The sequence below is a fragment of the Spongisporangium articulatum genome (assembly GCF_044465595.1).
GTDB lineage: Bacteria > Actinomycetota > Actinomycetes > Actinomycetales > Kineosporiaceae > Spongisporangium > Spongisporangium articulatum.
This window is the reverse complement of the sequence record NZ_JBITLV010000002.1, coordinates 344,874-365,916: the sequence shown is the minus strand read 5'-3', so window position 1 is coordinate 365,916 and position 21,043 is coordinate 344,874. Positions and strand designations below refer to the sequence as shown.

At 69.8% G+C, this 21,043-nt stretch carries 26 protein-coding genes; 12 read left to right on the top strand and 14 right to left on the bottom strand.

The features are described 5' to 3' along the window. Position 1: 1 nt before the first annotated feature. The 3 genes from ACIB24_RS07880 to ACIB24_RS07870 form a co-directional block, all read right to left on the bottom strand. Entirely contained in the window at positions 2–1,543 is a 1,542-nt protein-coding gene (locus tag ACIB24_RS07880; protein WP_398277736.1) for a cell division protein FtsK, read from the bottom strand. Continuing rightward, positions 1,543–1,812, bottom strand: coding sequence for a hypothetical protein (locus ACIB24_RS07875; protein WP_398277733.1), 270 nt, complete (start codon positions 1,810–1,812; stop codon positions 1,543–1,545). Before ACIB24_RS07875 ends, ACIB24_RS07880 begins: the two co-directional genes overlap by 1 nt. A gap of 95 nt (positions 1,813–1,907) precedes the next feature. Next, on the bottom strand, positions 1,908–2,414 hold the full coding sequence (locus ACIB24_RS07870) for a plasmid replication, integration and excision activator (protein WP_398277731.1): 507 nt from the start codon (positions 2,412–2,414) through the stop codon (positions 1,908–1,910). A 194-nt stretch (positions 2,415–2,608) separates the two neighbouring features. On the opposite strand from ACIB24_RS07870, the gene ACIB24_RS07865 reads away from it, so the two are divergent. Next, positions 2,609–3,373 (top strand): GntR family transcriptional regulator, encoded by a 765-nt coding sequence (locus ACIB24_RS07865; RefSeq protein WP_398277729.1) that lies wholly within the window; start codon positions 2,609–2,611, stop codon positions 3,371–3,373. A gap of 17 nt (positions 3,374–3,390) precedes the next feature. Then, positions 3,391–4,083, top strand: a complete 693-nt coding sequence (locus ACIB24_RS07860; protein WP_398277726.1) for a YdcF family protein — start codon at positions 3,391–3,393, stop codon at positions 4,081–4,083. On the opposite strand, the gene ACIB24_RS07855 is transcribed toward ACIB24_RS07860, so the two are convergent. Further along, positions 4,080–4,382 carry a hypothetical protein gene (locus ACIB24_RS07855; RefSeq protein WP_398277723.1) on the bottom strand — a complete coding sequence of 101 codons (303 nt, stop codon included), beginning with the start codon at positions 4,380–4,382 and terminating at the stop codon, positions 4,080–4,082. The genes ACIB24_RS07860 and ACIB24_RS07855 overlap by 4 nt on opposite strands. Before the next feature lie 818 nt (positions 4,383–5,200). After that, complete coding sequence (locus ACIB24_RS07850; RefSeq protein ID WP_398277721.1) at positions 5,201–5,917, bottom strand: hypothetical protein; 717 nt, start codon at positions 5,915–5,917, stop codon at positions 5,201–5,203. A 677-nt stretch (positions 5,918–6,594) separates the two neighbouring features. Here ACIB24_RS07850 and ACIB24_RS07845 point away from each other — a divergent pair. Continuing rightward, a complete protein-coding gene (locus tag ACIB24_RS07845; RefSeq protein WP_398277718.1) occupies positions 6,595–6,927 on the top strand; it encodes a hypothetical protein in 333 nt (110 codons plus the stop codon). Between the two features lie 3 nt (positions 6,928–6,930). On the opposite strand, the gene ACIB24_RS07840 is transcribed toward ACIB24_RS07845, so the two are convergent. Next, positions 6,931–7,884: a zinc-dependent alcohol dehydrogenase family protein gene (locus ACIB24_RS07840; protein ID WP_398277716.1), complete on the bottom strand. Its 954-nt coding sequence runs from the start codon at positions 7,882–7,884 to the stop codon at positions 6,931–6,933. 79 nt (positions 7,885–7,963) lie between these two features. Between ACIB24_RS07840 and ACIB24_RS07835 the strand changes: the two genes are divergently transcribed. The 4 genes from ACIB24_RS07835 (at position 7,964) to ACIB24_RS07820 (ending at position 9,578) form a co-directional block, all read left to right on the top strand. After that, on the top strand, positions 7,964–8,299 hold the full coding sequence (locus ACIB24_RS07835; RefSeq protein ID WP_398277713.1) for a winged helix-turn-helix transcriptional regulator: 336 nt from the start codon (positions 7,964–7,966) through the stop codon (positions 8,297–8,299). A gap of 2 nt (positions 8,300–8,301) precedes the next feature. Further along, entirely contained in the window at positions 8,302–8,583 is a 282-nt protein-coding gene (locus ACIB24_RS07830; protein WP_398277710.1) for a peptide methionine sulfoxide reductase, read from the top strand. Positions 8,584–8,784: 201 nt separating this feature from the next. Further along, a complete protein-coding gene (locus tag ACIB24_RS07825; RefSeq protein WP_398277707.1) occupies positions 8,785–9,171 on the top strand; it encodes a VOC family protein in 387 nt (128 codons plus the stop codon). A gap of 200 nt (positions 9,172–9,371) precedes the next feature. Beyond that, positions 9,372–9,578: a hypothetical protein gene (locus ACIB24_RS07820; protein WP_398277704.1), complete on the top strand. Its 207-nt coding sequence runs from the start codon at positions 9,372–9,374 to the stop codon at positions 9,576–9,578. A 7-nt stretch (positions 9,579–9,585) separates the two neighbouring features. Here the strand turns inward: ACIB24_RS07820 and ACIB24_RS07815 are convergent, their stop codons facing one another. The 3 genes from ACIB24_RS07815 to ACIB24_RS07805 all read right to left on the bottom strand — a co-directional run bounded on the left by ACIB24_RS07815 (position 9,586) and on the right by ACIB24_RS07805 (position 13,729). Next, entirely contained in the window at positions 9,586–11,658 is a 2,073-nt protein-coding gene (locus ACIB24_RS07815; RefSeq protein WP_398277701.1) for an ATP-binding protein, read from the bottom strand. 343 nt (positions 11,659–12,001) lie between these two features. Then, the gene (locus ACIB24_RS07810; protein ID WP_398277698.1) at positions 12,002–12,970 is read right to left on the bottom strand and encodes an esterase/lipase family protein; all 969 of its coding nucleotides are present in this window, start codon (positions 12,968–12,970) and stop codon (positions 12,002–12,004) included. Between the two features lie 240 nt (positions 12,971–13,210). Beyond that, on the bottom strand, positions 13,211–13,729 hold the full coding sequence (locus ACIB24_RS07805) for an SRPBCC family protein (RefSeq protein ID WP_398277695.1): 519 nt from the start codon (positions 13,727–13,729) through the stop codon (positions 13,211–13,213). A gap of 154 nt (positions 13,730–13,883) precedes the next feature. Here ACIB24_RS07805 and ACIB24_RS07800 point away from each other — a divergent pair, with 154 nt between their 5' ends. Beyond that, entirely contained in the window at positions 13,884–14,378 is a 495-nt protein-coding gene (locus ACIB24_RS07800) for a hypothetical protein (protein ID WP_398277692.1), read from the top strand. A gap of 14 nt (positions 14,379–14,392) precedes the next feature. Here ACIB24_RS07800 and ACIB24_RS07795 read toward each other — a convergent pair whose 3' ends face one another. Continuing rightward, positions 14,393–15,505, bottom strand: a complete 1,113-nt coding sequence (locus tag ACIB24_RS07795; protein ID WP_398277689.1) for a DUF3048 domain-containing protein — start codon at positions 15,503–15,505, stop codon at positions 14,393–14,395. An 86-nt stretch (positions 15,506–15,591) separates the two neighbouring features. On the opposite strand from ACIB24_RS07795, the gene ACIB24_RS07790 reads away from it, so the two are divergent. Next, on the top strand, positions 15,592–15,957 hold the full coding sequence (locus ACIB24_RS07790; RefSeq protein WP_398277686.1) for a DoxX family protein: 366 nt from the start codon (positions 15,592–15,594) through the stop codon (positions 15,955–15,957). A 28-nt stretch (positions 15,958–15,985) separates the two neighbouring features. Continuing rightward, positions 15,986–16,423, top strand: coding sequence for a VOC family protein (locus tag ACIB24_RS07785; RefSeq protein ID WP_398277683.1), 438 nt, complete (start codon positions 15,986–15,988; stop codon positions 16,421–16,423). Positions 16,424–16,461: 38 nt separating this feature from the next. Here the strand turns inward: ACIB24_RS07785 and ACIB24_RS07780 are convergent, their stop codons facing one another. Further along, a complete protein-coding gene (locus ACIB24_RS07780; RefSeq protein ID WP_398277680.1) occupies positions 16,462–16,827 on the bottom strand; it encodes a VOC family protein in 366 nt (121 codons plus the stop codon). Between the two features lie 144 nt (positions 16,828–16,971). On the opposite strand from ACIB24_RS07780, the gene ACIB24_RS07775 reads away from it, so the two are divergent. Next, positions 16,972–17,325, top strand: coding sequence for a hypothetical protein (locus ACIB24_RS07775; RefSeq protein WP_398277678.1), 354 nt, complete (start codon positions 16,972–16,974; stop codon positions 17,323–17,325). An 86-nt stretch (positions 17,326–17,411) separates the two neighbouring features. Then, positions 17,412–17,624, top strand: a complete 213-nt coding sequence (locus tag ACIB24_RS07770; RefSeq protein ID WP_398277675.1) for a hypothetical protein — start codon at positions 17,412–17,414, stop codon at positions 17,622–17,624. Positions 17,625–17,629: 5 nt separating this feature from the next. Here ACIB24_RS07770 and ACIB24_RS07765 read toward each other — a convergent pair whose 3' ends face one another. The 3 genes from ACIB24_RS07765 to ACIB24_RS07755 are packed head-to-tail and all read right to left on the bottom strand — an operon-like array spanning position 17,630 to position 21,006. Beyond that, a complete protein-coding gene (locus ACIB24_RS07765) occupies positions 17,630–18,829 on the bottom strand; it encodes an ROK family protein (protein WP_398277672.1) in 1,200 nt (399 codons plus the stop codon). Between the two features lie 54 nt (positions 18,830–18,883). Then, the gene (locus tag ACIB24_RS07760) at positions 18,884–20,155 is read right to left on the bottom strand and encodes a sugar ABC transporter permease (RefSeq protein ID WP_398277669.1); all 1,272 of its coding nucleotides are present in this window, start codon (positions 20,153–20,155) and stop codon (positions 18,884–18,886) included. After that, positions 20,155–21,006 carry an ATP-binding cassette domain-containing protein gene (locus tag ACIB24_RS07755; protein WP_398277666.1) on the bottom strand — a complete coding sequence of 284 codons (852 nt, stop codon included), beginning with the start codon at positions 21,004–21,006 and terminating at the stop codon, positions 20,155–20,157. The genes ACIB24_RS07760 and ACIB24_RS07755 overlap by 1 nt, the downstream gene beginning before the upstream one ends. Between the last annotated feature and the right edge of the window lie 37 nt (positions 21,007–21,043).

Here is a 21,043-nt window from a genome sequence, read left to right as displayed (position 1 = left end):
GCTAGGCGCCGGGTGGTGACTCCGACTCGATCGGCCCCGCTCCCGAACGCTGACCCGGGAACCCGGGTGAACCGCTGCGGTCGCGGGCGGCGAGGTCGATGACCCGAGCCCCGGCCGAGACCGGTGCGGGGGCGGGCCAGCGGGTGGCGGCTTCGGTGATGTCCTGGTCGGTGATCCACGAGAACCGCACGCGGACGGGTTCGTTGGCGGTTTCGGTGCGGACGTAGGCGACGCCGGGGAGGGTGTCGGGGATCAGGTGACAGGCGGCGCCGAGATCCTGGGCGCCGTCGCCGAGGACCATGTCGGTGTGGGAGTCCTCGGCCAGGCGTAGCGCGATGCGGGTGGGGAACAGGTCCCGGAACGGGAGCGTCTCCTTCCGCGGGTCCTGGAGGGACGCGATGACGGCGAACCCGGGAGCCCTCCCTTGGGAGAGCAGCAGCGAGAGAGCGGCTTTGACGCGGTCGCGGATCTTGCGGTCGGGGTGGTAGGCGGTCAGGAATGCGACCTCGTCGATCACGATGACCTCGAACGGGTCGTCCACGGTCGGGACGTGCTTGCGGAGTCCGGCGTCGCGGAGCCGCTTGGCGCGGGCGGTCATCCGGTCGGCGGCGGCTTCGATGACCTGGGCCATCTGTTCGCCGTCCTGGTCGCCGTAGTAGGCGAACAGCGCCCGGCCGGGATACAGCTCCATCCCGCCCTTCGGGTCCAGCCCGGTCACGCACACCAGCCCGGAGGCGATGCCGGGGCCGAGGGCCCGCAGGATCGACCACTGCACCGAGCCCTTGCCTGCGCCGGTCTTCCCGGCGATCAGCTTGTGATCCCCGAGCAGCGGCACCCGGTAGACGTCTCCGGCTTCGGTCAGGCCGACCGGAAGGGACAGCAGGTCCGGCACGGCCGGGATGCGCTCGATCGGCGTGGCGGGGATCGGCTTCGTGAGCGGGTCGCGGGCGAAGACCCGCAGCTCCACCCGGCCCGGTGCCGTCTGCACGACGGTGAGCCGGTGGGCGCGGAAGGCGTGCCGCAGGCCCTCGGCTTGGGTGTGGAAGTCCTCCGGGGTGTGGCCGTGGATCAACCGCAGCCCGATCGTGTCCACCACCCGCGTCGACGACACCGAGGTCACGGTGGGTGTGTAGATGGTGCGGTCGGGGGTCGTGCGGGTGAGGCCGGTGCCGTGCATGACCGGGTACCAGACGACTCGGTAGAAGGTCAGCCACCGCCACCAGCCCCGCAGCGGCCGGACCACCCGGGCATCGAACGAGGCCGGGGAACGCCAGAGCCAGCCCGACAGGCTCAGCATGGCCAGGCCGAGGACGCCGAGCAGGCCCCGGCGGCCGAACTCCACCCAGACCAGCGCGACCGCGAACAAGGCGGCAGTCGTCAGCGGGTGCCGCCACACGGTGCGGACCAGCCAGACGACGAGCCGGGCGAGGCGCTTGGCCGTCGCGGACAGGGCGAGAGCCCAGAACGGGACCACGGCCCGCTGCTTGGCGAAAATGCCGTCGTTGGTGAGGTCTTCGGCGCGGGTGCCGTTGATGTACTGCATCAGGCCGCACCTCCGGAAGGAGTGCCGAAGGTGATGAAGCGGCCACCCTGACCGCGCAGCGGCAGCGCCTGCAGGCCGATGCACTCCGGGCACTGCCCGTGGACCAGGCGGGACGACAGCTCCGGGTCGCCGCAGGTGCGGCACTTCCGCAGCCGCGGGCCAGCCGACGCGGGCCGGGCAGCACGGGCGGGGCGTGCCGCGCGGACGGTCGGGACCGGCGTCGGGATCAGCAGGTCATCCAGGCTCTGCGGGTTAGTCTTTCGGGGCATGGCGAAGCTCCCTCGTGAACTTTGAGCGGTGAGCGAAGTGGGTTCGTGGTGTGCGGCCCCCGGCCCGGCGGCAACCAGGCCGGGGGCTCCCTGCGTCAGGCGGCGGACGCCTGCCCGCCCGAACGACCCTGCCCCGGACCCCGAGGGGCCGAGGTTGCCGAACCGGCGGGGGCCCTGCCCGCACCCTCCTGACCGGGACCACCCGGAACACCGGGCTGGGCGAGCTGGGCGGCGGCCAGACCCGTGGCGCGCATCGAGTAGGCCAGCCGCGCACGGCCCCGGCCCTCGTCGATGTACGGGGTGATCGTCATCCCCGAGAACGCGATCGGCCGCAACCCACTCCCCGGCACGATCTCCGGCGGCAGCTCCGGCATGTACGGGGCCAGGAGCTTCACCTTGACCTCCTTGACCCGCGCCTCCGGGTCCCGGTCGATGCACGTCACCGACCAGACCAGCGACCCCGTCTGCTTGTCCTTGCTCGGCGTACGAGCACGGGTCTTCTCGTCGAAGTCCTGCGCCTGATCCACGCTCATCGCGTACAGACCATGCGGGAACACCTCATCCATCGACACCGCGAACCGGTGCCCACCCTGCAGAGCCATCGCTCTCTCCTGTCATTAGGACCACCCCTATTGGGCTATCTCCATTACGACAGACGAGTGAACCCATGTCAATAGAACCAGCCCTATTGCTTCGCTTGACGCGTCGATGATCTATACCGGTAGCGTTAAGGTCAGACCCCAGCCAGCAACTGACCTGCAGCGACGCCAGGACGAGCGCACGGAAGGAGCACGCGATGACCATCGGATACCGCGACCTCGCGGAGCGCCTCCGCGCCGACATCACAGCCGGCACCTACCCCGAGGGCTCCACCCTGCCCAAGCAGGACGAGCTAGCCGCCGAGCACGGCGTGAACGTCAAGACCGTCCGCCAGGCCGTCGCGCTGCTGGCCGCCGAAGGTCTCGTGACGCCGATCCGACGGAAGGGCACCGTCGTGCGAACCCGACCCCCGATGCGACGTCTCGGCATCGACCGCTACGCCAAGAGCAAGTGGAAGTTCGGCCTGGTCGCATTCGCCGCCGACCGCGAGGCATCGGGCCAGGAGTGGAAGCCGGGCGACCAGACGCAGACCGTTGAGCGCGTGCCCGCCGACAGCGAGGTGGCCGAGGCCCTCGGCGTCGAGGAGGGCAGCGAGGTCGTGGAGCGCGCCCGCCTGGTCCGGGCGGGGGGCCAGCCGACCCACACCCTCACCAGCTACTACCGGCCCGCTGACGTCGAGGGCACTCCGCTTGTGAACTCGGAGCCGGGACCGGCTGGGCAGGGCGGGGGCTTCCAGGTGCTCACGCTGCGCGGCCTCGAGCCCGACCGCATCCGCGAGACCTTCCACTCCCGCATGCCGACCCCCGACGAGCTCGAGGCGCTGGACCTGCCCAGCGGTGAACCGGTGGTGATCCTGCACCGAACGACGTTCACCGCCGACGGCACGCCCGTCGAGTTCGCCCGCGGCGTGCACGCGGCCAGCCGGTTCACCTGGACCTACGAATTCACCATCCCCGACTGACCGGCCAGACTGATCCCGTGACCAGGACGCCCGCCGCGACAATCCCCCCGGAGCTGCGCGAGGCCGTCGAAGTGCTCTGGGACTACCACCAGATGCACCACGAGCTACGCCCTACCGACGTCGGCATCGGACTCGGAAGCCACGACCTCAGCGTCGCCACCCGAGCCGCCGAGCTGTGGCACCAGGGCATGTTCCCGCTGATCGTCTTCACCGGAGCCAACGCTCCGACCACGGTCGAGCGGTTCCCCCGGGGCGAGGCCGTCCACTACCGCGAGCACGCCCTCAGCCTCGGCGTCCCGGACGACGCGATTCTCGTCGAGCCGAGGGCGACCAACACCAGCGAGAACATCACTCTGACCCGCGATCTACTCCACGAGCGCGGCATCAGCCCCGAGACGGTCACGCTCATCAGCCGCCCTTACCAACAGCGCCGTGCATACGCGACCTGCCGGAGGGTCTGGCCCGAGGTCGAACCCCTATGCACCTCAACATCTTTGGACCTTGATGACTATGTGGCCAGCATCGGAGACGCTAACCGAGTCATCAACATGTTGGTCGGAGACACCCAACGCATTGAGGTCTACGCACAGCGCGGCTACGCGGCTCACCAGGACTTCACAAAAGCAGCGACACACGCCTTTGACGCCTTGGTCTCGGCTGGCTACACAAACCGTCTCTTGCCCGGGGTTGTAGGCCTCGGGGGACGCTAGTCCTCGCCGTCCTCCACTACGGGGTCAGGGCCTGCCTTATAGCCAAGCAGGAGAGACTCGACCACTGAGCGTGGCACCGTGACGAAGTCAGCCTGCCTAGCCTGCGGCGTCCGGATCGTCTCCGCAGAGTCATCGAGCTTGGCGAAGATGTGCGTTCCACCGTCCCGGTTCAAGACCTCCACAACATGCATCTTGCGGTCGTAGCCGCCGAGCTTGATGTGCCCATCGTCGTAAAGCAGGACCCACATGTCGTTGGGCAACAGGATCCGCTTGTGCGGCCGGTGCATTCCCTTGGCCATTTGTACAACCTCCTCGCAGTTATGTACAAGGAATCCTGCACTAAGTACAAGACCGAGGGAAGCGTCCAGATGGGCTACAGGGTGTGCAGTCGGCTGGGTGGATAAAGTGAAGGCGCGCACTGCTGAATTGGCCTCTTAGACATCAAGGGCCGCGCTGCGCGCGGCCTCCCGCCGGGCGCTGCCCGGCGGGGCCCCCCGAGACCTCCGGCCCCGGACCCCACCGGGCGCGCCGGGCGGAGCAGGGAGTGAGGGCGGCGGGAAAGGTCTGAGGTGTTCGGGTGGTGAGGGTGGCTGGGTTGGGTGACCCGAGTTCGTGCGGCCCGCGCGGGAGTTCGCAGGTAGTTGGTTAAGGGTGACGCGCGAGGCCGGATCACCGAGGGTGCCGGGGCTCCCCTTCCGGTATCACGCCCAGACTCACCGTCCAGCCCCTAGCAGCTCCTCCAACTGGCTAAGGGACGTGCTCCGCACCTGCGGGCAACCGGCTCCCAGCGTCGGGGGCCTGGACCGCGAGCCTCCCCGGGCGCGATACCTCCGCCGCGACGGCGGGCCGGGAAACACCACCGGCCAGCCGCCACGACCACCAACCGCGCGGAGGACCGAATGCGACGCACCCGATGGACCACGAGAGCCCTGCTCATGCGCGACCGGCTAGGGAGATTCATGAGCGTAAGAGCTGCAAGCATCAATCTACGGAGAGTGCACAGCATTGGCCCTCGGCGCAGAGCTGCGCCCTTAGCTTGCCAACTTGCACTCTTCTGAACGACCGCGAAATCACATTTGGGCGAGTCAACGGTCAGCAACTCAGGTCCGGAGAAAGTTTATCGTGTCGCAGCACGCCATTGATTAATGCCCCGTTGCGCAATAGCCGACAAGTCAATTTGCTCGGCGGGAATCTGGGATACGGTCAGTCCAACCGGCCCGTCCGCAGCTATGTTGTGCTGCATGGCTAGGCCGCCCAGATTGGTGGCATCCTTCGTGAGTGAGATTCTTCCGTTCGAAGTTCTCTCCCACATTTCCACGACTGTTAGCGGAAACGGAACGGATTCAAGCCATCCACGGTTCTTAACAAACCAGTTCTCTCTAAGCCAAGGAACTATGCGCATCAACTCCTCTGGATCGCCCGCTTCAAGAAAATTGGCACGGAACGTATCTCCTCCGGGAAAATCGACGCGTAGTCTTCGGCCACGGGGCAGGCAATCGATCCTCGCGGCGCCCGGCGGGACACGCCAGACATTATCGTCTAGTTGCAGGACGGGCCGCTCACGGCCGACCTGAGTCTTAAAATTCAGCCGCGCATAACCGTCTTCGTCTCGGGTTTCCCAGATCCACGGCTCGTCTTCTACCTGAAGAACCACCGGCACTCGATGATAAAGGGAACCCCCGACTAGCCACATTAAATCACGACGCATGAAATCGAACTTTCCCGACACTTCTTGCGCGAGTCCCACGCCGTCACGCTTCCACTTTCGCAGAAGATCCTCCGGGTAGTGATCGCTGTCTGCTTTACCCGCGTGCAGCGGGCACAATGCGATCATTCCTTCAGGGTCATGGTGATTCCTTTTTCGCCATGTAGGGGCGAAGTGATGGAATGTCAAGTATGGAAGGCCGCAGTCGTCGGCAGGGCAACGGAATCCAACCTCTTGCGTGAGTTCGAGTCGAACCGAAAGCGGTGGAGTTCGACTCAGCTTTCTTTTCTTGGGCGGCACGCAGAGAACTTACATTGCGACGTAAGTTTTGGGCAATGTACTGCCAGCACTCGTCCCAGCATCCCTAGGACCGGGGACAGCAGAACGCGCGGCGCCCGGCCGCCGGGCCACTGCGGCGAGCACCTGCGCGGGCGTGCCCGTTGCGTGCCCGATCGAGCGGTCAACAGCGGTCACGAGTGGCCTGTGTGGGGCACCGGCTGAACGAGTGTCCGTGCTCAGGCATGCTCGCTGAGTCTTCGCTCGGCCGATCTTCCAAGCTGGTCATGCCGGTTCGATCCCGGTCACCCGCTCCAACGGCAGAAGACCCCCTCCACGCTCTTCGGAGGGGGTCTTCTGCCGTTGAAACTGATGGGCCCGGGATCGGGAGGAGGTCTCGACGTGCCGAGGTACGAGGCACGTCGAGCCCGACGGCCCCGGTCACCCGCTCTCATTCGAGCTCAGGTCGGCCGAGGGTGCGTCGCTCCTGCTCAGGACAGGTGGTCCCCTTCGCGGTGATGATGGCCGGTATGGGGCGGCACCGGGCGAGGATTCGGCTGTATGTAGCAGTGGGCTTCCTGGCCACGTCGGCCGTGATGTTCGGTTTGGCGGCCTCCTACGGCTGGCAGCTGGCAGCCAGTTTCGGGACGTCCTCGTTGGTGTCGGGTTTCGGCTCGTTGTACTGGTGGAGGTTCCCGCCCGAGGAGAGCCGGACCAGGCGTGCCGCCGAGGAGATCAAGGCCGAGAACCTGGCGCGGTTGCGTGAGATCGAGGCCGAGGATCGCCGTCGGATCGCCTCACGGGTTCGGCCTCTGGGCGGGCGCTCCGCCTCGAACTCCGGGGCCGGTCGCCCACCGCGATGAGTCTCAGACCGTGACGACGATCTTGCCGAAATGCTGACCCTTCTCCAGATATTCGTGGGCGGCGACCACCTCGTCGAGGGCGAACACCCGGTCGACGGTCGGCTGCAGCGTCCCGCAACGCAGGCCGGCCCCGAGGAAGGCGGCGATGCGGCGCAGCACGTCCGGGTTGGTCGTGTGCCGCAGACCCATGTAGTTCATCATCGTGACGAGGCCGCTCGGGTACGTCGGCGGCCGCGGGTCGGACCAGCCCACGCTGATCAGCGTGCCACCCATCCGGGCCGCCGCGGCCAGGCGGGCGAGACCCGGGCCCCGAACGGTGTCGAGGACGAGATCGACCGTGCCGACCGGGAGTTCGTCGCGGTCGGTGGCCACGACCGACTCCGCCCCCGCGGCCAGGAGCGCCTCACGCTTGGCGCTGTGCCGGGTGACGGCGATCGCGGTGACGCCGAGCTGGCGGGCGATCCCCAGCGCGGCCAGCCCGACGGCGCTCGACCCCGAGTTGATCAGCAGCCGGTCCCCGGGGCGCAGGCCGGCCGACTCGACCAGGGCGCCGTACGCGGTGGCGTGGGCGGTCCAGAACGCGGCGGCACCGACGGCGTCCAGTTCGGCCGGGCGCGGGATGACGCTCGCGGCCGGCACGGTCGTGTACTCGGCGTAGACGCCGTTGACGTGCATCTGCGGGACCGCCGCGATGATCACCGGATCGCCCACGGCGAGCCCGACGACGTCCGCCCCGAGCGCGTCGATCCGGCCCGTCCCCTCCAGACCGATCCGGGCCCGCGGCAGCGGGAACGGCGCCGGGTAGGCACCCGAACGCATCATCTGCTCGACCGGGTTGACCCCGAACGCCTCGATCCGCACCCGCACCTCGCCCGCCGCGGGCTCCGGGAGCGGTTCGTCGATCAGGTACAGCACGTCCGGGGCACCGATCTCGTCGAAGACGACAGCTCGTGGCACAACAGGCTCCTCAGCAGCGGAATCAGGCGACGGGACCGACGCTAGAAAGCCCCGAGGAACCTCGAGGTACCTTGAGTTCGTGGGTACCGGCTTCCTCGCGGACTGTCCGGCCCGTCTGGCGGTCGAGGTCCTGGCCGACAAGTGGGCCGCCGTCACGCTGTTCGCCCTCAACGAGAGTCCCCGCCGGCACGGAGAACTGGCCGCGGCCATCGGCGGCGTCTCGCGCAAGGTCCTGACCCACACGCTGCGCCGACTCGAGGAGTACGGCCTCGTCGAACGCCGCTCTCCCACCGCCGGTCACGCCGAGTACGCCCTGACCGAGCTCGGGCGCACCCTGGTGGAGCCCATCGAGACGCTGAACGACTGGTCCGCCACCTACGGCCCCGCGGTGAGCGACTTCCACGACCGCGCCTGACGATGGCCGAGTCCGGCGTCGCCGCCCTGCTCGCCCGGCTACCTCTCGGGTGGAGCGCAGTGACCTACCGTGGGCGGCGGTGGGGTGTGACGCGCACCGTGCGGGCCGGCGGGCGGGTCGAGAAGCTGTACGCCGAGGAGTTGGGCGGCACCGGGGTGGTCAGCGCCAACCTGTACCTCCCCGCCCCGGACGACGAGCAGTTCCGCCCGTGCGAGATGCCCGCGTCCGACGTCCTGGACTTCCTGCACGGCTGGGAGCCCGCTCCGCGCGGCACGACCGGGTGAGCACGGTGTCACACAATGACCACCTGGTGAGCACGGTGTCACACCGTGCCCAACCGACAATGATCGGCGTGCGTACCGAGCCCTCTCCTCGTAGCTGCGGACCCCGTCGACGTCCGTGCGGAAGATGCACCGCACGGCGACCCACCCACTGCTGTCGGGCTGTTCCATGGTGGAGAGTGTTCCGGACGAAGGGGGTTCGACATGGAGATGCAGCTCGAGGCGGTACAGATTCCGGTCGCCGACATCGACCGGTCACGCGACTTCTACGCGCGAATCGTGGGTTTCGCCCTGGACCTCGACCTCGTGGCGCCGGGCGGGATGCGCGTCGTCCAGCTCACGCCGCCGGGCTCCGGCTGCTCGATCCACCTGGTCGAGGGCGAGCACCCGAACCCCGGGCTGACCCTGGTGGTGGACGACGTCCGCGCGGTGCGTGCGGACCTCGCCGCCCGCGGTGCACCCGTAGGCGACGTCGTCCACTTCGAGAACGGCGAGCAGAAGCCGGGTTACAGCGACGAGCCGTGGAGCTCGATGGTGTTCTTCGCCGACCCCGACGGTAACCGGTGGATCATCCAGGAACGACCCACTTGAGCGACCGCACGCCCGTGATCTGGGATCCTGCCCCCGTTTCGGTTGCCACAATGCCCCGTACCCGCGCTCCTGACGACCGAAACGGGGACACATTCGATGCGGTAGTACCGGAGACGTACGACTACGGGTGGACGTTGGGCCGAAAGGGATGGTCCGGCGGGTGGATGTGCGAGCTGACCTGCGGATCTACCGTCGTAGACATGTTCATCGCCATCGTCGTGACGACCCTCGGAGTGCCGCTGCTGGCCGCCTGCGTGCCGGGCCTCTGGGTGGCGCGCTACGGCGAGACGCACGGGGGCGACGTCCCGTTGGTCCGCCTTCCGCACCACGACGCCGACCTGGCCCCCGTCGTCCACCTCAGGTCGGTGCGGGACGACGTCCGCGCCCGGCGCGGAACGGCCGCCTGAGGCGGCCTCAGGCGGCGGTTGCGACGAGGTCGGCCAGGACCACGACGAGTTCGTCGTTGCGCCAGGGTTTGCTGAGGAACCCGTCCATCCCGGCGGCCAGGCACTCGCGGCGGTCCTCCTCGAAGGCACTGGCGGTCATGGCCACGATCGGCAGGCGGCGCCCACCGGTCTCGCCCTCGCGGACGCGGATCAGGCGGGTCGCCTCGAGGCCGTCCATCACCGGCATCTGCCGGTCCATCAGGACGGCGTCGTAGCGGGTGGCGAAGGCCGCGACCACGGCCGCCTCGCCGTTCTCCACCACGTCGGCGGTGATGCCCAGCTTGCGCAGCATGGCCTTGGCCAGCAGCAGGTTGGTCGGGTTGTCGTCGACCACCAGCAGGTGCAGGCCCGCCAACCCCTCGGCGCCCGCGTTCGACGGCACGACCGGATCCGCCTGGGGCGCCACGGCTCTGGGGGCCGGTACACCACGGTTCCGGTGGAGTTCGACGGTCACCGTCATGGTGGTGCCCCGACCGGGTTGCGACGTGACCGCGATGTCGCCGCCCATGGCCTGGATCAGGTTCTGGGCGATGCTCAGCCCGAGCCCGGTCCCGCCGTACAGGCGGTTGATGTCGGCGGCGGTCTGCTCGAACGGCGTGAACAGGCGCTCGACCTGTTCGGGGCTCATGCCGATGCCGGTGTCGGTCACGGCGATGCGGACCTCGTGACCGGGCGCGTCCACGGTCACGGTCACGGAACCGTTGTGCGTGAACTTCACGGCGTTGGCCACCAGGTTGGTGACGACCTGGCGCAACCGCACCGGGTCGCCCCGACGCTCCTTCTGAAGTCGTTCCCCAGCGACGACTTCCAGGGCCAGGCCGGCATCGTCGGCGGCCTTCTGCAGCGGCACCACGGCGTCGGTGACGACGGCGAGCAGGTCGAACTCGACGTCCTCCAGCTCGATCCCCCCGGCTTCGATCTTGGCCAGGTCGAGCCCGTCGTTGACGATCGTCAGCAGTACCCGCCCGGCCCGGTCGGCGGCCTCGGCCCACTGGGGAGCGGCCGGATCGCGGGGCGCGCCCGCCAGCAGTGAGGTGAATCCGAGGACACCGTTGAGCGGGGTGCGGATCTCGTGGCTCATGTGGGCGAGGAACTCGCTCTTGTGCCGGGACGCCGCCGCGAGCTCGGCGCTCTGCGCGTCGGCCTGGCGCCGGGCCGCGTCGAGCGAGTGCAGCAGCTCGTCACGCTCGTCCCGGTGCAGCGCCTGGGCCAGGGCGACGAGCCCGACGACGGCGACGAACGCCTGGGCGAGAAGCACTCTCAGCGCCGGTGCGGTCGTCGCGAACGGGCCGCTGCCGATCATCGTCAACCCGATCACGAGCACGGCGCTGACCAGGACGTGCGCGGCCGCGATGGTCGTGGAGAACCGCAGGGCGAACCACATCGACAGCGGGAGGACCGTGTAGGCCAACGGTTTCCCGTCGGCGAACCCGAAGACGACCGCGTAGGCGCCGATCAGGACCAGCAGCCCGACGCACAGCTCGAGCCGTTGGCCGCGCGGGGGCACCAGCTCGCCGACCCCCCAGCGAGCCAGCCGCAGGATGACGGCCCCGAAGACGAAGGTGTTGCTGGCGTTGCGCAGCGTCCAGGCCCCGGCGACCTCCCAGAAGTCGGCGTTCGCCGTGGCCGCCAGCACCGCCGGACCGATCAGGGCCCCCGCCGCCGAACCGGCCAGGCAGGCGGTCACCCACACCGCGAGGTCCCGCGAGCGGCGCAGCTGCCAGGCGCCCTCCCCCAGGCGCCGGACGACGGTCAGCTCCACCAGGGCCTGGATGACGTTCGCCGCGCCCAGCGCGAGCGCCACCAGGGCAGCGGAGCCGGTCAGCCAGTTCATCGCGGCCGCGACCGAGCAGAGGACGAGGCTGCTCAGCGCCAGCTGACGCCGGCCGCGACCCGTGGCCCACAGCAGCCAGACGAAGGCGACCGCCGCGGCCGGCCACACCAGCGCCAGCGACGTGCCCTCCAGGCGGGACAACCGGCCCACGTACACCGCGACCGCATAGACGACGGCGAAGGTCGGCAGGAGGACCGGTCCGGGCACGTCGCTCCAGGGCGAACGGCCGGGCGGGACGGCGTGAGGCTGGTCGGAAACGCGCAGGAACGCCCGCATTCCGCCGAAATGCGGAGCGGGCTCCACCGGCGTCCGCCCGGCGTCTGGTCCAGCCGACATCACCGGGGAGTGATCGACCGACGGCCCGCGCACCTTGACCCCTATGGCCCGTCCGGCCCGCGAGTGGAACGTTTCGCACCGAAAGGGGGCCCGGAGGCACCTGATCCGGGGCAGAACGTTCCACTCGCGCGGCGTGGGGCGCCGTCCGGCAAAGCCGGAACGGCCCGGACGCCGAAGCGTCCGGGCCGGACCTCTTACGCAGTGCCGCTGTTCGTCAGCCGCCGATGTACGGCAGGGAGACGACGCACTTCTTGGCGGTGGTGCCGTCCAGCGCCCGAGCGGCGCGCGAGGCGACGTTCTGGCTGTAGGTCATGCCGAGGTGCTCCGACAGCTCGAGGATGCACTCGTCGTTGACCAGGACGTTGGTGACCTGCGAGGCCGGGACGCCGGACTGCTTGCTGAGGAAGGCACCGGTGTACGGGGTCACGACCTGGTCGCCGTTGGTCTCGAGAACGGTGTACTGCACCGTGTCACCGTTGCAGACGTTGGCGGCCGGACCGGTCGGGCAGGAGTTCACGGTGTTCATGAAGTCCGAGCCGATGGTCTGGTCGATCGCGGCGGGCTGCACCAGGCTGATCCCGTCGGTCAGCCCCAGGAACTTGCCGAGCTTGGCCAGACCGGACAGCGTGGTGCCGTTGTTCGACGACGCCAGGCCGACGAACTTGTTCACCTTCGCCATGCAGCCGGTGATGATCTTGATGCAGTAGCGCGGCATGACACCACCCTGCGAGTGACCGACGATGTCGACCTGCGGGGCACCCGTGGCGGCCTTCACCTTGTCGATGTAGGCGTTCAGCTGGGCCGCGGAGGCCGCAATGGACTTCCAGCCCCACATCACGTCACCGGGGTTGCCGCCGTAGTTGAGCGTGTAGACGCAGTAGCCCTTGTTCTTGAAGTAGGGCGACATCGCGTTCCAGTTGTCGTGCTGCTGCTCCCAGGTGCCGTGCACCAGGATCAGGGGCAGGTGGTTGGGGCTGGCCGCCCAGTTGCAGCTCGAGCTGCCGCCGCCGGACACGTTCTCCGCGCCGGGGGGCGGCGTGGCCGAGTTCGGCAGGTTCGGGATGAAGCCGGTCGCCCAGTTCCAGTTCACGTCCAGAGCGGCGTTGGCGTTGGCAGCGGTACCCGCCACCATCCCGAGAACAGCAGCCGTCGTCACCACGGCAAGGGCCAAGCGTCGTCGCATGGTTCCTCCACGTCAGGGTTCGATACCCGACTCCGGAGGGGGTCAGGCGTACCGGAGAGTAGCCCACGTCACAGGCCCGCGACACCGATTCGGCGCAGGAAAGATCGTTCCGTTCTTGAAAGATCACCCACGGTGAGATCGCGCCAGAGGTGGGTCATTTCGAGAAGTTCAGGAAAAGGTTTCAGAAAATCTGAAACCTTCTCCTGCGCAAGGGAAACCAGGGGGACGACGCCGCTCGCCCTACGTCGCCGACTGGGCGAAGTCGGCCTGCAGGTTGCCGAGAGTGCGTGCGATGTTGCGACGTTGGTAGGCCGCGAACGTCCGCCCGGTCACCGCGAAGAAGTCGAACCCCCGCGCGGCCCAGTTCGGCCACCGCTGCCGCCCGTCGACCCACGTCTCCGTGACCCGCGTGCCGCCGGGGACGGCCCGGAACGTGTACCGCCAGGTCGCGATGTTCACGCCGAGCGAGGGCTTGCGCAGCCCGAACCGGTCGACCCGGAACTCGAAGCACTCTCCCGGCTCGGAGATCGTCACGACGCAGTGGGTGCGCCAGCGCGCGACCACGACCGTCCAGGCGCGGCGCCGGTTACTGCCGACGAAGGTCTCCCCCACCGTCAGCGGGCGCGACTCCTGCGGACGCGACTCCAGGACGGCCCCGGTGTTCTCGGGGCTCCACCGCGGCATCTGGGTGGGATCGGCGACCGCCCGCCAGAGGGTCAGGGCGTCCGCCGCCACCACCACCGAGTCGCTGACCGTCATCGTCCGGACCATGGATTGCCTCCTTGCGCTCCTGTCAGGGTGGTCGGACCCTACCCGCACGCCGGGCGGGACGGCGGGCACCCGACAGGGTGACCGGTGGTCCGGGCGGCTCAGCACCGGCCGTGCGGCAGCCGACGTACGGGGCATGTCGGCCGTGACCACCGAACCCCTGACACGCGATCTCAAGCCGCGCCGGCTCACCGCGCCGCCCCGCTGGCTGGTGGTGACCGGGCTCCTCCTCGTACTCCTCGCCGCCGGGGCCCGGCTCGCCCTGGCGCAGTACCAGCACCATGGGCAGCAGGTCAGGTTCGACATGCTGGACATCGCCACGCGCGTCAACGTCCCGGCCGGGCTGACCACCGTCCTGCGCGGTGACTGCCCTGACGTGTCCGGCCTGGTCGGCTGCTGGACGTCGACGGAGTCGCCCGACGCGCTCACCGCCTGGTTCCGGGCCGCGCTCACGGAGGCGGCCGGGGCACCGGTCTCTGCGACCTGCGAGACCCTCCCCCGCGGTCACCAGCCGCGCAGCTGCCTGGTCGCCTTCCGGAGGGACGGCGGCTGGGTCGGCGTCTCGATCGACACCGACGGGCACCTCGAGGACGGGCGGTACGTGGTGACCGGCTCCCGCGTGCGGCTCGACGCGAGCTGACTCAGACCTTCTACTCAGGCCTTGAAGAGGACCTTGGCGTTCGCCCGGGGCAGCTCGACGTAGGTCTGGCCGGGCGCCATCTTCAGCGGCGAACCGTCGGCCAGGGTGAAGCTGAACGGCTGGTTCACGGCACCCTTGCTCCAGGTGCCGGTCACGTACTTGCCCCCGTGCGCGTAGTAGAAGGTGCCCGAGGCGTCTACGATGCCGTGGATGGGTTCGGGGCCACCCCGGCCGCTGTAGATCTTCGCGTACTTCTGGTCGGCGCACACGATCATGATGTTGTCGGTCGTGACGCGGCGGCCGTCGACCAGCGTGTGCGGCCCCCACGGCATGCTGCGCAGGTACTTTCCGGCCTTCTCGCTCCACGTGTAGCCCATGTCGTACGTGTGCCCCTGCTTCCAGGGCACCCGGACGACCCGGGCCGGCTGACCGGTCTCCGTGCTGATCTCGGTCTGCGTGGTGGCGAACGGGAAGTACGCGCGGCTCGGGCCCGTGCGGAACTTGCGGCTCTGCTTCGCGAGCACCTTCGGGTGGCAGACGACGGCCCGGTCGTAGTACGTGACCCCCTGGTACGTACGGACTCTCGCGGGATCGATGCCGTACGACCCGGTGCCCTTGGTCTCCAGGTAGGTGATCTGCGGCCCCTCGACGAACTCCGCGAAACTCTTGATGTAGTTCAACACCCAACCCGTGGCCCCGGTGCTGCCGATCAGCGCCCCGACCGGGCTGAGCAGCGGGACGTCGACGGGCCGCATCGACCGCACGGGCGCGACGTCGTCCGGCATCCGCGAGTGGAACAGGGGCACCAGCCGGGTGCCGCTGTACCCCGCCGAGTCGCGGTAGCCGTCGAGCTCGACGAAGACGATGTCGGCCTTGTCGAGACCCGCCTGCGGGTGCTCGTTCTCGTTGTCCGGCACCTTCACGGCGACCGCCGCGTGCTGCCCGGCGTCCGCCGTCCGCATCAGCCGGCCCGTGAGCGGCCAGCGCGGCCGGGCGTCGACGCTCGGGGTCGGCGAGGGCGCCCCCGAGGAGCGGATGATGTCGGCGTCGTCGTGCGTACAGCCGGCCAGGGCCGTACCGGTCACGCCGAGAGCACCCAGCAGGGCCGTGCGACGGTCGACGTTCATCCGGCAGATCTTGCCCCACGCCGGGACTCCGCACCGGTAACCGAGGCTTTTGTGGCGAGCGTCGCCCGTCGAGCATGATGCGCGGCATGGAGATCGCGTACTGGCTGGTGGCCGGCCCGCTGACGCTGTTCTACCTGTACTCGGGCGGCAAGAAGCTGGCCCAGAGCCCCGAGGAGCTGCGGCCGATGATGGCGTGGGTCGACGAGATGCCGCTGCCCCGGGTCCGGACCATCGGCCTGCTGGAGATGCTCGGCGCCATCGGCCTGGTGCTCCCGCCGCTGGTCGGCGTAGCGACCTGGCTGAGCGTGGCGGCGGCCGCAGGGCTCGTCGTCCTGCAGCTCCTCGCGACGGCCTTCCACCTGCGCCGGGGCGACGGGGTGAGCGGGTCGGCGTTGAACGTCGTCCTGCTGGTCTGGGCCGCGGTGGTCGCCTGGCTGGCCACCGCCTGGTGAACGCGCCCTGCGTGGGTAGGGTTTCGGCATGACCCGAGTGGTACAGGTGACGTTCGACTGCGCCGACCCGGCGGGACTGGCCGCGTTCTGGGCCGACGCCCTCGGCTACCAGTTGCAGGGCCCACCGGCCGGTTTCGGTTCGTGGGACGAGGCTCTCGACGCGCTCGGCGTCCCGGCGGAGCGCCGCAACGACGCCTCCGCGGTGGTCGACCCCGACGGTTCGGGCCCGCGGATCTTCTTCCAGCGGGTGCCCGAGGGCAAGCAGGTGAAGAACCGGGTGCACCTCGACGTGCGCGCGGCCCCGGGCCGGCAGGGCGACGACCGGATGGCGACCCTCGAGGCGGAGGCCGAACGTCTCGTCGCGCGGGGCGCGACCCGGCTGCAGCGGTACGAGCCCGACCCGCCCCTGGGGGCGGGGCACATCGTGATGGCCGACCCCGAGGGCAACGAGTTCTGCCTCGACTGACCCGCAGGCCGCACTCCGTCGCTGCGCGCGAAGCGCTCTCAGACGGGGCGCAACCGGGTGGCGGTCGGCTGGCGGACCGTGCCGCCGATGCCCAGCTCGTTGCCGTCCGGGTCGTGGAAGACCAGCTTCCGGACGCCGTTCTCGTACTCCTCGACGACCTCGGGTTTCAGGTCGGCCCCCTCCAGCCGGGCCGCCCAGCCGTCGACGTCGCGGACGAACAGCGTGTGCGCGGCGTGCCCGGCGTGCTCGGGCGCCTGCCGCAGGAACACGTACCCGTGCTCGACGATCTCCCAGACGGCCTCGGCCTCGTTGGGCCGGAAGGACGGACCTCCACCGAAGAAGCGGGCGTACCAGGCCTCGGCGGCGGCGATGTCCCGCACCGGGACGCCGGCGAACATGTCCATCCACCCACAGTATCGGCGACGGCGGTGTCCGTTACATCACGATTGGGCGTAGGTGGCCGTGTGACACCGCGCCCACCAGGTGAGCGCCCTGTCACACCGCGCTCACGGCGTCGAGGTCTGCGTCGCGGTGGGCATACTGCGGGGGTGGAGCTACGGGGACGGGTCGCCTCGAGCCTGTACGTCGTGGCCGTCGTCGCGCTCACCGTCGCGGCCTTCGGGTCGCGGGACGCCGACGGCGGGCCGGCCGAGGTCGTGCTGCTGGTGATCACGCTGCCCGCCCTGATCCCGGGCCTCCTCGTGCTCTACCCCGCGGCGGCCACGGCCTGGCACCTGACGAACGCGGACGACGGGGGCCCGATGTGGCCCGTGACCCTCACCTACGTCGTGGTCTTCACCGCGATCGCCGTGCTCGACGTCGTCCTGGCGCGGGCGGCTCTCCGCCACCTCGCGACCCGCCGGGCCCGACGCGGCAGCCGGCCGGGACAGCCCGCCGGGTGAGCGGCGAACCATCCGGCCCGGGCGATCGTTGGGCGTGCGAAGCTGAACCCTGCCCTGCACGAACGGACCGGAGGACCGCGCGCCCGATGACCGACCCCGACCGGCCGCTGCCGCCGTTCCGCCGCTGGCTGATCCTCAAGGGCCTCGTCGCCGCCCTCGCCGTCTTCGTCACGCTGGACGGCGCGATCGGGCTGCTCGGCCCGACCAGCACCCTGAAGATCACCGTGGGCATCCTGGTGCTGATCTTCTGGGCCCGTCAGGCCTACCCCGAGTACCAGCGCTACCGCGACGAGCGGTAGCCCGTTCAGGCCGAGTGGGCCGCAGGCGAGGAGATCGTCGTCGGGTCGGCCAGCAGCGGTTCGAACGCGGTCTCAGCCGCGCCGAACAACGACGAGTCGTCGCCCAGGGCGGCGGTCACCAGGGTCAGCCGCTCCTGCAGAGCCTTCGGCCCACCGAGACGCAGGTGGCCGACCAGCGTCGTCCGGCGCTGCTCGAACACCTTGGCGAGAACCCCGGACAGGACGATCATCTCCGGGTTGACCATGTTGACGATGGCCCGCAGCCCGACCCCGATCCAGCGGGCCGCCTCCTCCAGCGCGGCCCCGGCCCGGACGTCGCCGGCCATGGCCGCCTGGGTGACCTGGTCGACCGCGGGCAACCCACCACCGGGCAGCCAGCCGGCCGCCTCCAGCAAGTGGTTCTCCCCCACCCGCGTCTCCCAGCAGCCGACCGCCCCGCACCGGCACCGCGCCCCGTCGAGATCCACGCACAGGTGCCCGATCTCGCCGGCGTAGCCGCCGGCGCCGCGCAGCGGCTGCCCGCCCACGAGGAAACCCCCACCGATGCCGACGCTGCCGCTGACGTAGGCGACGTCGTCCACCCCGACCGCCGCCCCGCGCAGGTGCTCGGCGTACACCCCCAGGTTCGCGTCGTTGCCGGTCCGGACCGGCAGCCCGACCTCCGTGTGCAGCAGGGCCGAGAAGGGGGCGTCAGTCCAGCCGAGGTTCGGCGCGGAGCGGACCATCCCGTCGTCCGCCCGCACGACGCCCGGCACGGAGACCCCCACCCCCAGGCACCGCCCGGCCTCGGGCAGGGCCTGCAGCTCGGCGACCGCCTGGGCGACGGTGGCCACGACGGCCTCGACGTCGTGACCACCGCGCTGGTGCAGGCGCTCCCGTCGGGCCAGCACCACCCCACCCAGGCCGACGAGCGCAGTGACGATGCGGTCGACGTCCAGCAGGACGGCGACCACCGTGACGTCCGTGCGGGGCACGACGAGGTGCGACGGGCGACCGGTGCCGCCGCGCCGGGTGGGCAGCTCCTCACTGACCAGTCCCAGCGCGGCGAGCTGGGCCGTCAGGTCGCCGATCGTGCTGCGGTTGAGCCCGAGTTCGGCGGTGAGCGCCGCCCGGCTGGTCGGCCCGGAGGCATGGACCCGTGACAGCACGGCGCCGAGGTTGACCCGGCGCAGCTCGTCCTGCGCGATGCCCGCGCCTCGTGCCATGGCTGCGCCCTCCCTCCGCCCGCTGGGTTCGAGCTCGGTGGATCGAGTTCCCGCCTACCCCCTGCCGGTGGCCGCGGCGCGGCGACGGCTGAGGGCGTCGACGCTGGCGGCGATGAGCAGGACGGCGCCGGTCACCATGTAGACGTTGCCGGCGCTCTGGTTGAGCAGCGACATGCCGTTGTCGATGACGGCGATGACCAGGCCACCGATGATCGCGTCGAGGGTTCGCCCCTTGCCGCCGAACAGGCTCGTGCCGCCGATCACGGCCGCACCCACCGCGTACAGGAGGGTCTGCGAACCGCCCGTCGTCGGTGACACGGAGTTGTCCCGGCTGGCCAGGAGAACACCGGCGATCGCAGCGAGCGTGGAACATATCATGAAGCAGGACAATTTGACCGCGGCCACATTGATGCCCGCGCGACGGGCGGCCTCGGCGTTCCCGCCGACCGCGTAGACGTGCCGGCCCCACGACGTGCGGTTCAGCGCGAACGTCGTGACGATCAGCAGGGCCACCAGGACGGCGACCACGATCGGCACGCCCTTGAGCGACGTGAGCTGCGGGTTCTTGCTGCGCTCGGTGCTCAGGTAGGCCACCGCGGCACCGACGACGATGACCAGGGCCAGCGTCTTGGTCGCCCACACGGCCAGTGGGTCACCGGCCAGGCCGGCGGCCCGGCGGGCCACCGAACGGCGGAACGTGAGGCCGGCGTAGAGCACGACCAGCACCAAGAACAGCGTCCAGCCCAGCCACACGGGCAGGTTCTTGTTCATGACCGCGAGGATCGTGTCGTCACGGTAGGCGATCGTGCCGCCCTCACCGATCAGCTGCAGGAGGAGGCCCTGGAGCCCGAGGAACGCGGCCAGCGTGACGACGAACGACGGGATGCCCAGGTAGGCGACCAGCCAGCCGAGCACGGTCCCGATCACCGCGCCGGTGGCCAGGCAGGCCAGCAGCGCGATCGGCCACGCGACCCCGTGGTTGGTCATCACGATGCCCATCACGGCGGCGCAGACACCCGCGGTGTACCCGGCCGACAGGTCGATCTCGCCGAGCAGCAGGACGAAGACCAGGCCCATCGCGATCACGATGACCGCGGCGGACTGGTTGATCAGGTTGGCGACGTTGAACGAGTTGGTGAAGGTGTCCTGCTTGAGCGCGGCGAAGACCGCCACCAGGACGATCAGGCCGGCGATGGCCGGCAGCGAGCCGACGTCACCGCCGCGGACCTTCTGGCCGTAGGCGCGCGCCGCGTCGCCGAGCGTGAGCTGCTCGGGCTCGGCGAAGCCCGACGGGGGCTGGGTGGGTTCGGTGGTCGCGGTGCTCATCAGTGGGCCTCCTGACCGGTGCCGTCGGCGTGCTCGAGGCTCGGCATCCCGCCGTTGGTGCCCGGCAGCCCGAGGTGACCGGAGCGTCCGGCGGTGATCAGCTCGACCACCTGGTTGTTGTTCACGGTCTTCGCGTCGACCTGGGCGACCATCTGCCCCAGGTAGAGGACGGCGATGTCGTCGGCCACCTGGAACACGTCGTTCAGGTTGTGGCTGATCAGGACGACGCCCAGGCCGCGGTCGGCGAGCCGGCGGACCAGCAGCAGGACCTGTTCGGTCTGCGCGACGCCGAGGGCCGCGGTCGGTTCGTCGAGGATGACGATGCGGGCGTCCCACAGCACGGAGCGGGCGATCGCGACCGTCTGCCGCTGACCGCCGGACAGCGCCGACACGTGCGTGCGGACGGACTTCAGCGTGCGCACCGAGAGACCGGCCAGGGTCTCCTTGGCCCGCTTCTCCATCGTGTCCTCGTCGAGCAGGCCGGCCTTCTTCAGCTCGCGGCCGAGGAACATGTTGTGGACGACGTCGAGGTTGTCGCACAGCGCGAGGTCCTGGTAGACGACCTCGATGCCCAGCGCGTTGCTGTCCCTCGGCGAGGACACGCTGACCGACCGGCCGTCGAAGGTGTAGTCGCCGGAGTCGAACGTGTGGATGCCGGCGATGCCCTTGATCAGGGTGGACTTGCCGGCGCCGTTGTCGCCGACGAGCGCGGTGACCCTGCCGGCCCGGACGTCGAGGTCCACGCCCTTCAGGACGTCGACGGCGCCGAAGCTCTTGCGGACGCCGCGGAGGCTCAGCAGTGGTGCGAGGCTCGACGCGGGTACCGCGGATTCGGGTACAGCAGTGGTCACGACCCCTCCATGGTTTGGCGTGGGGATGGCTCAGGAA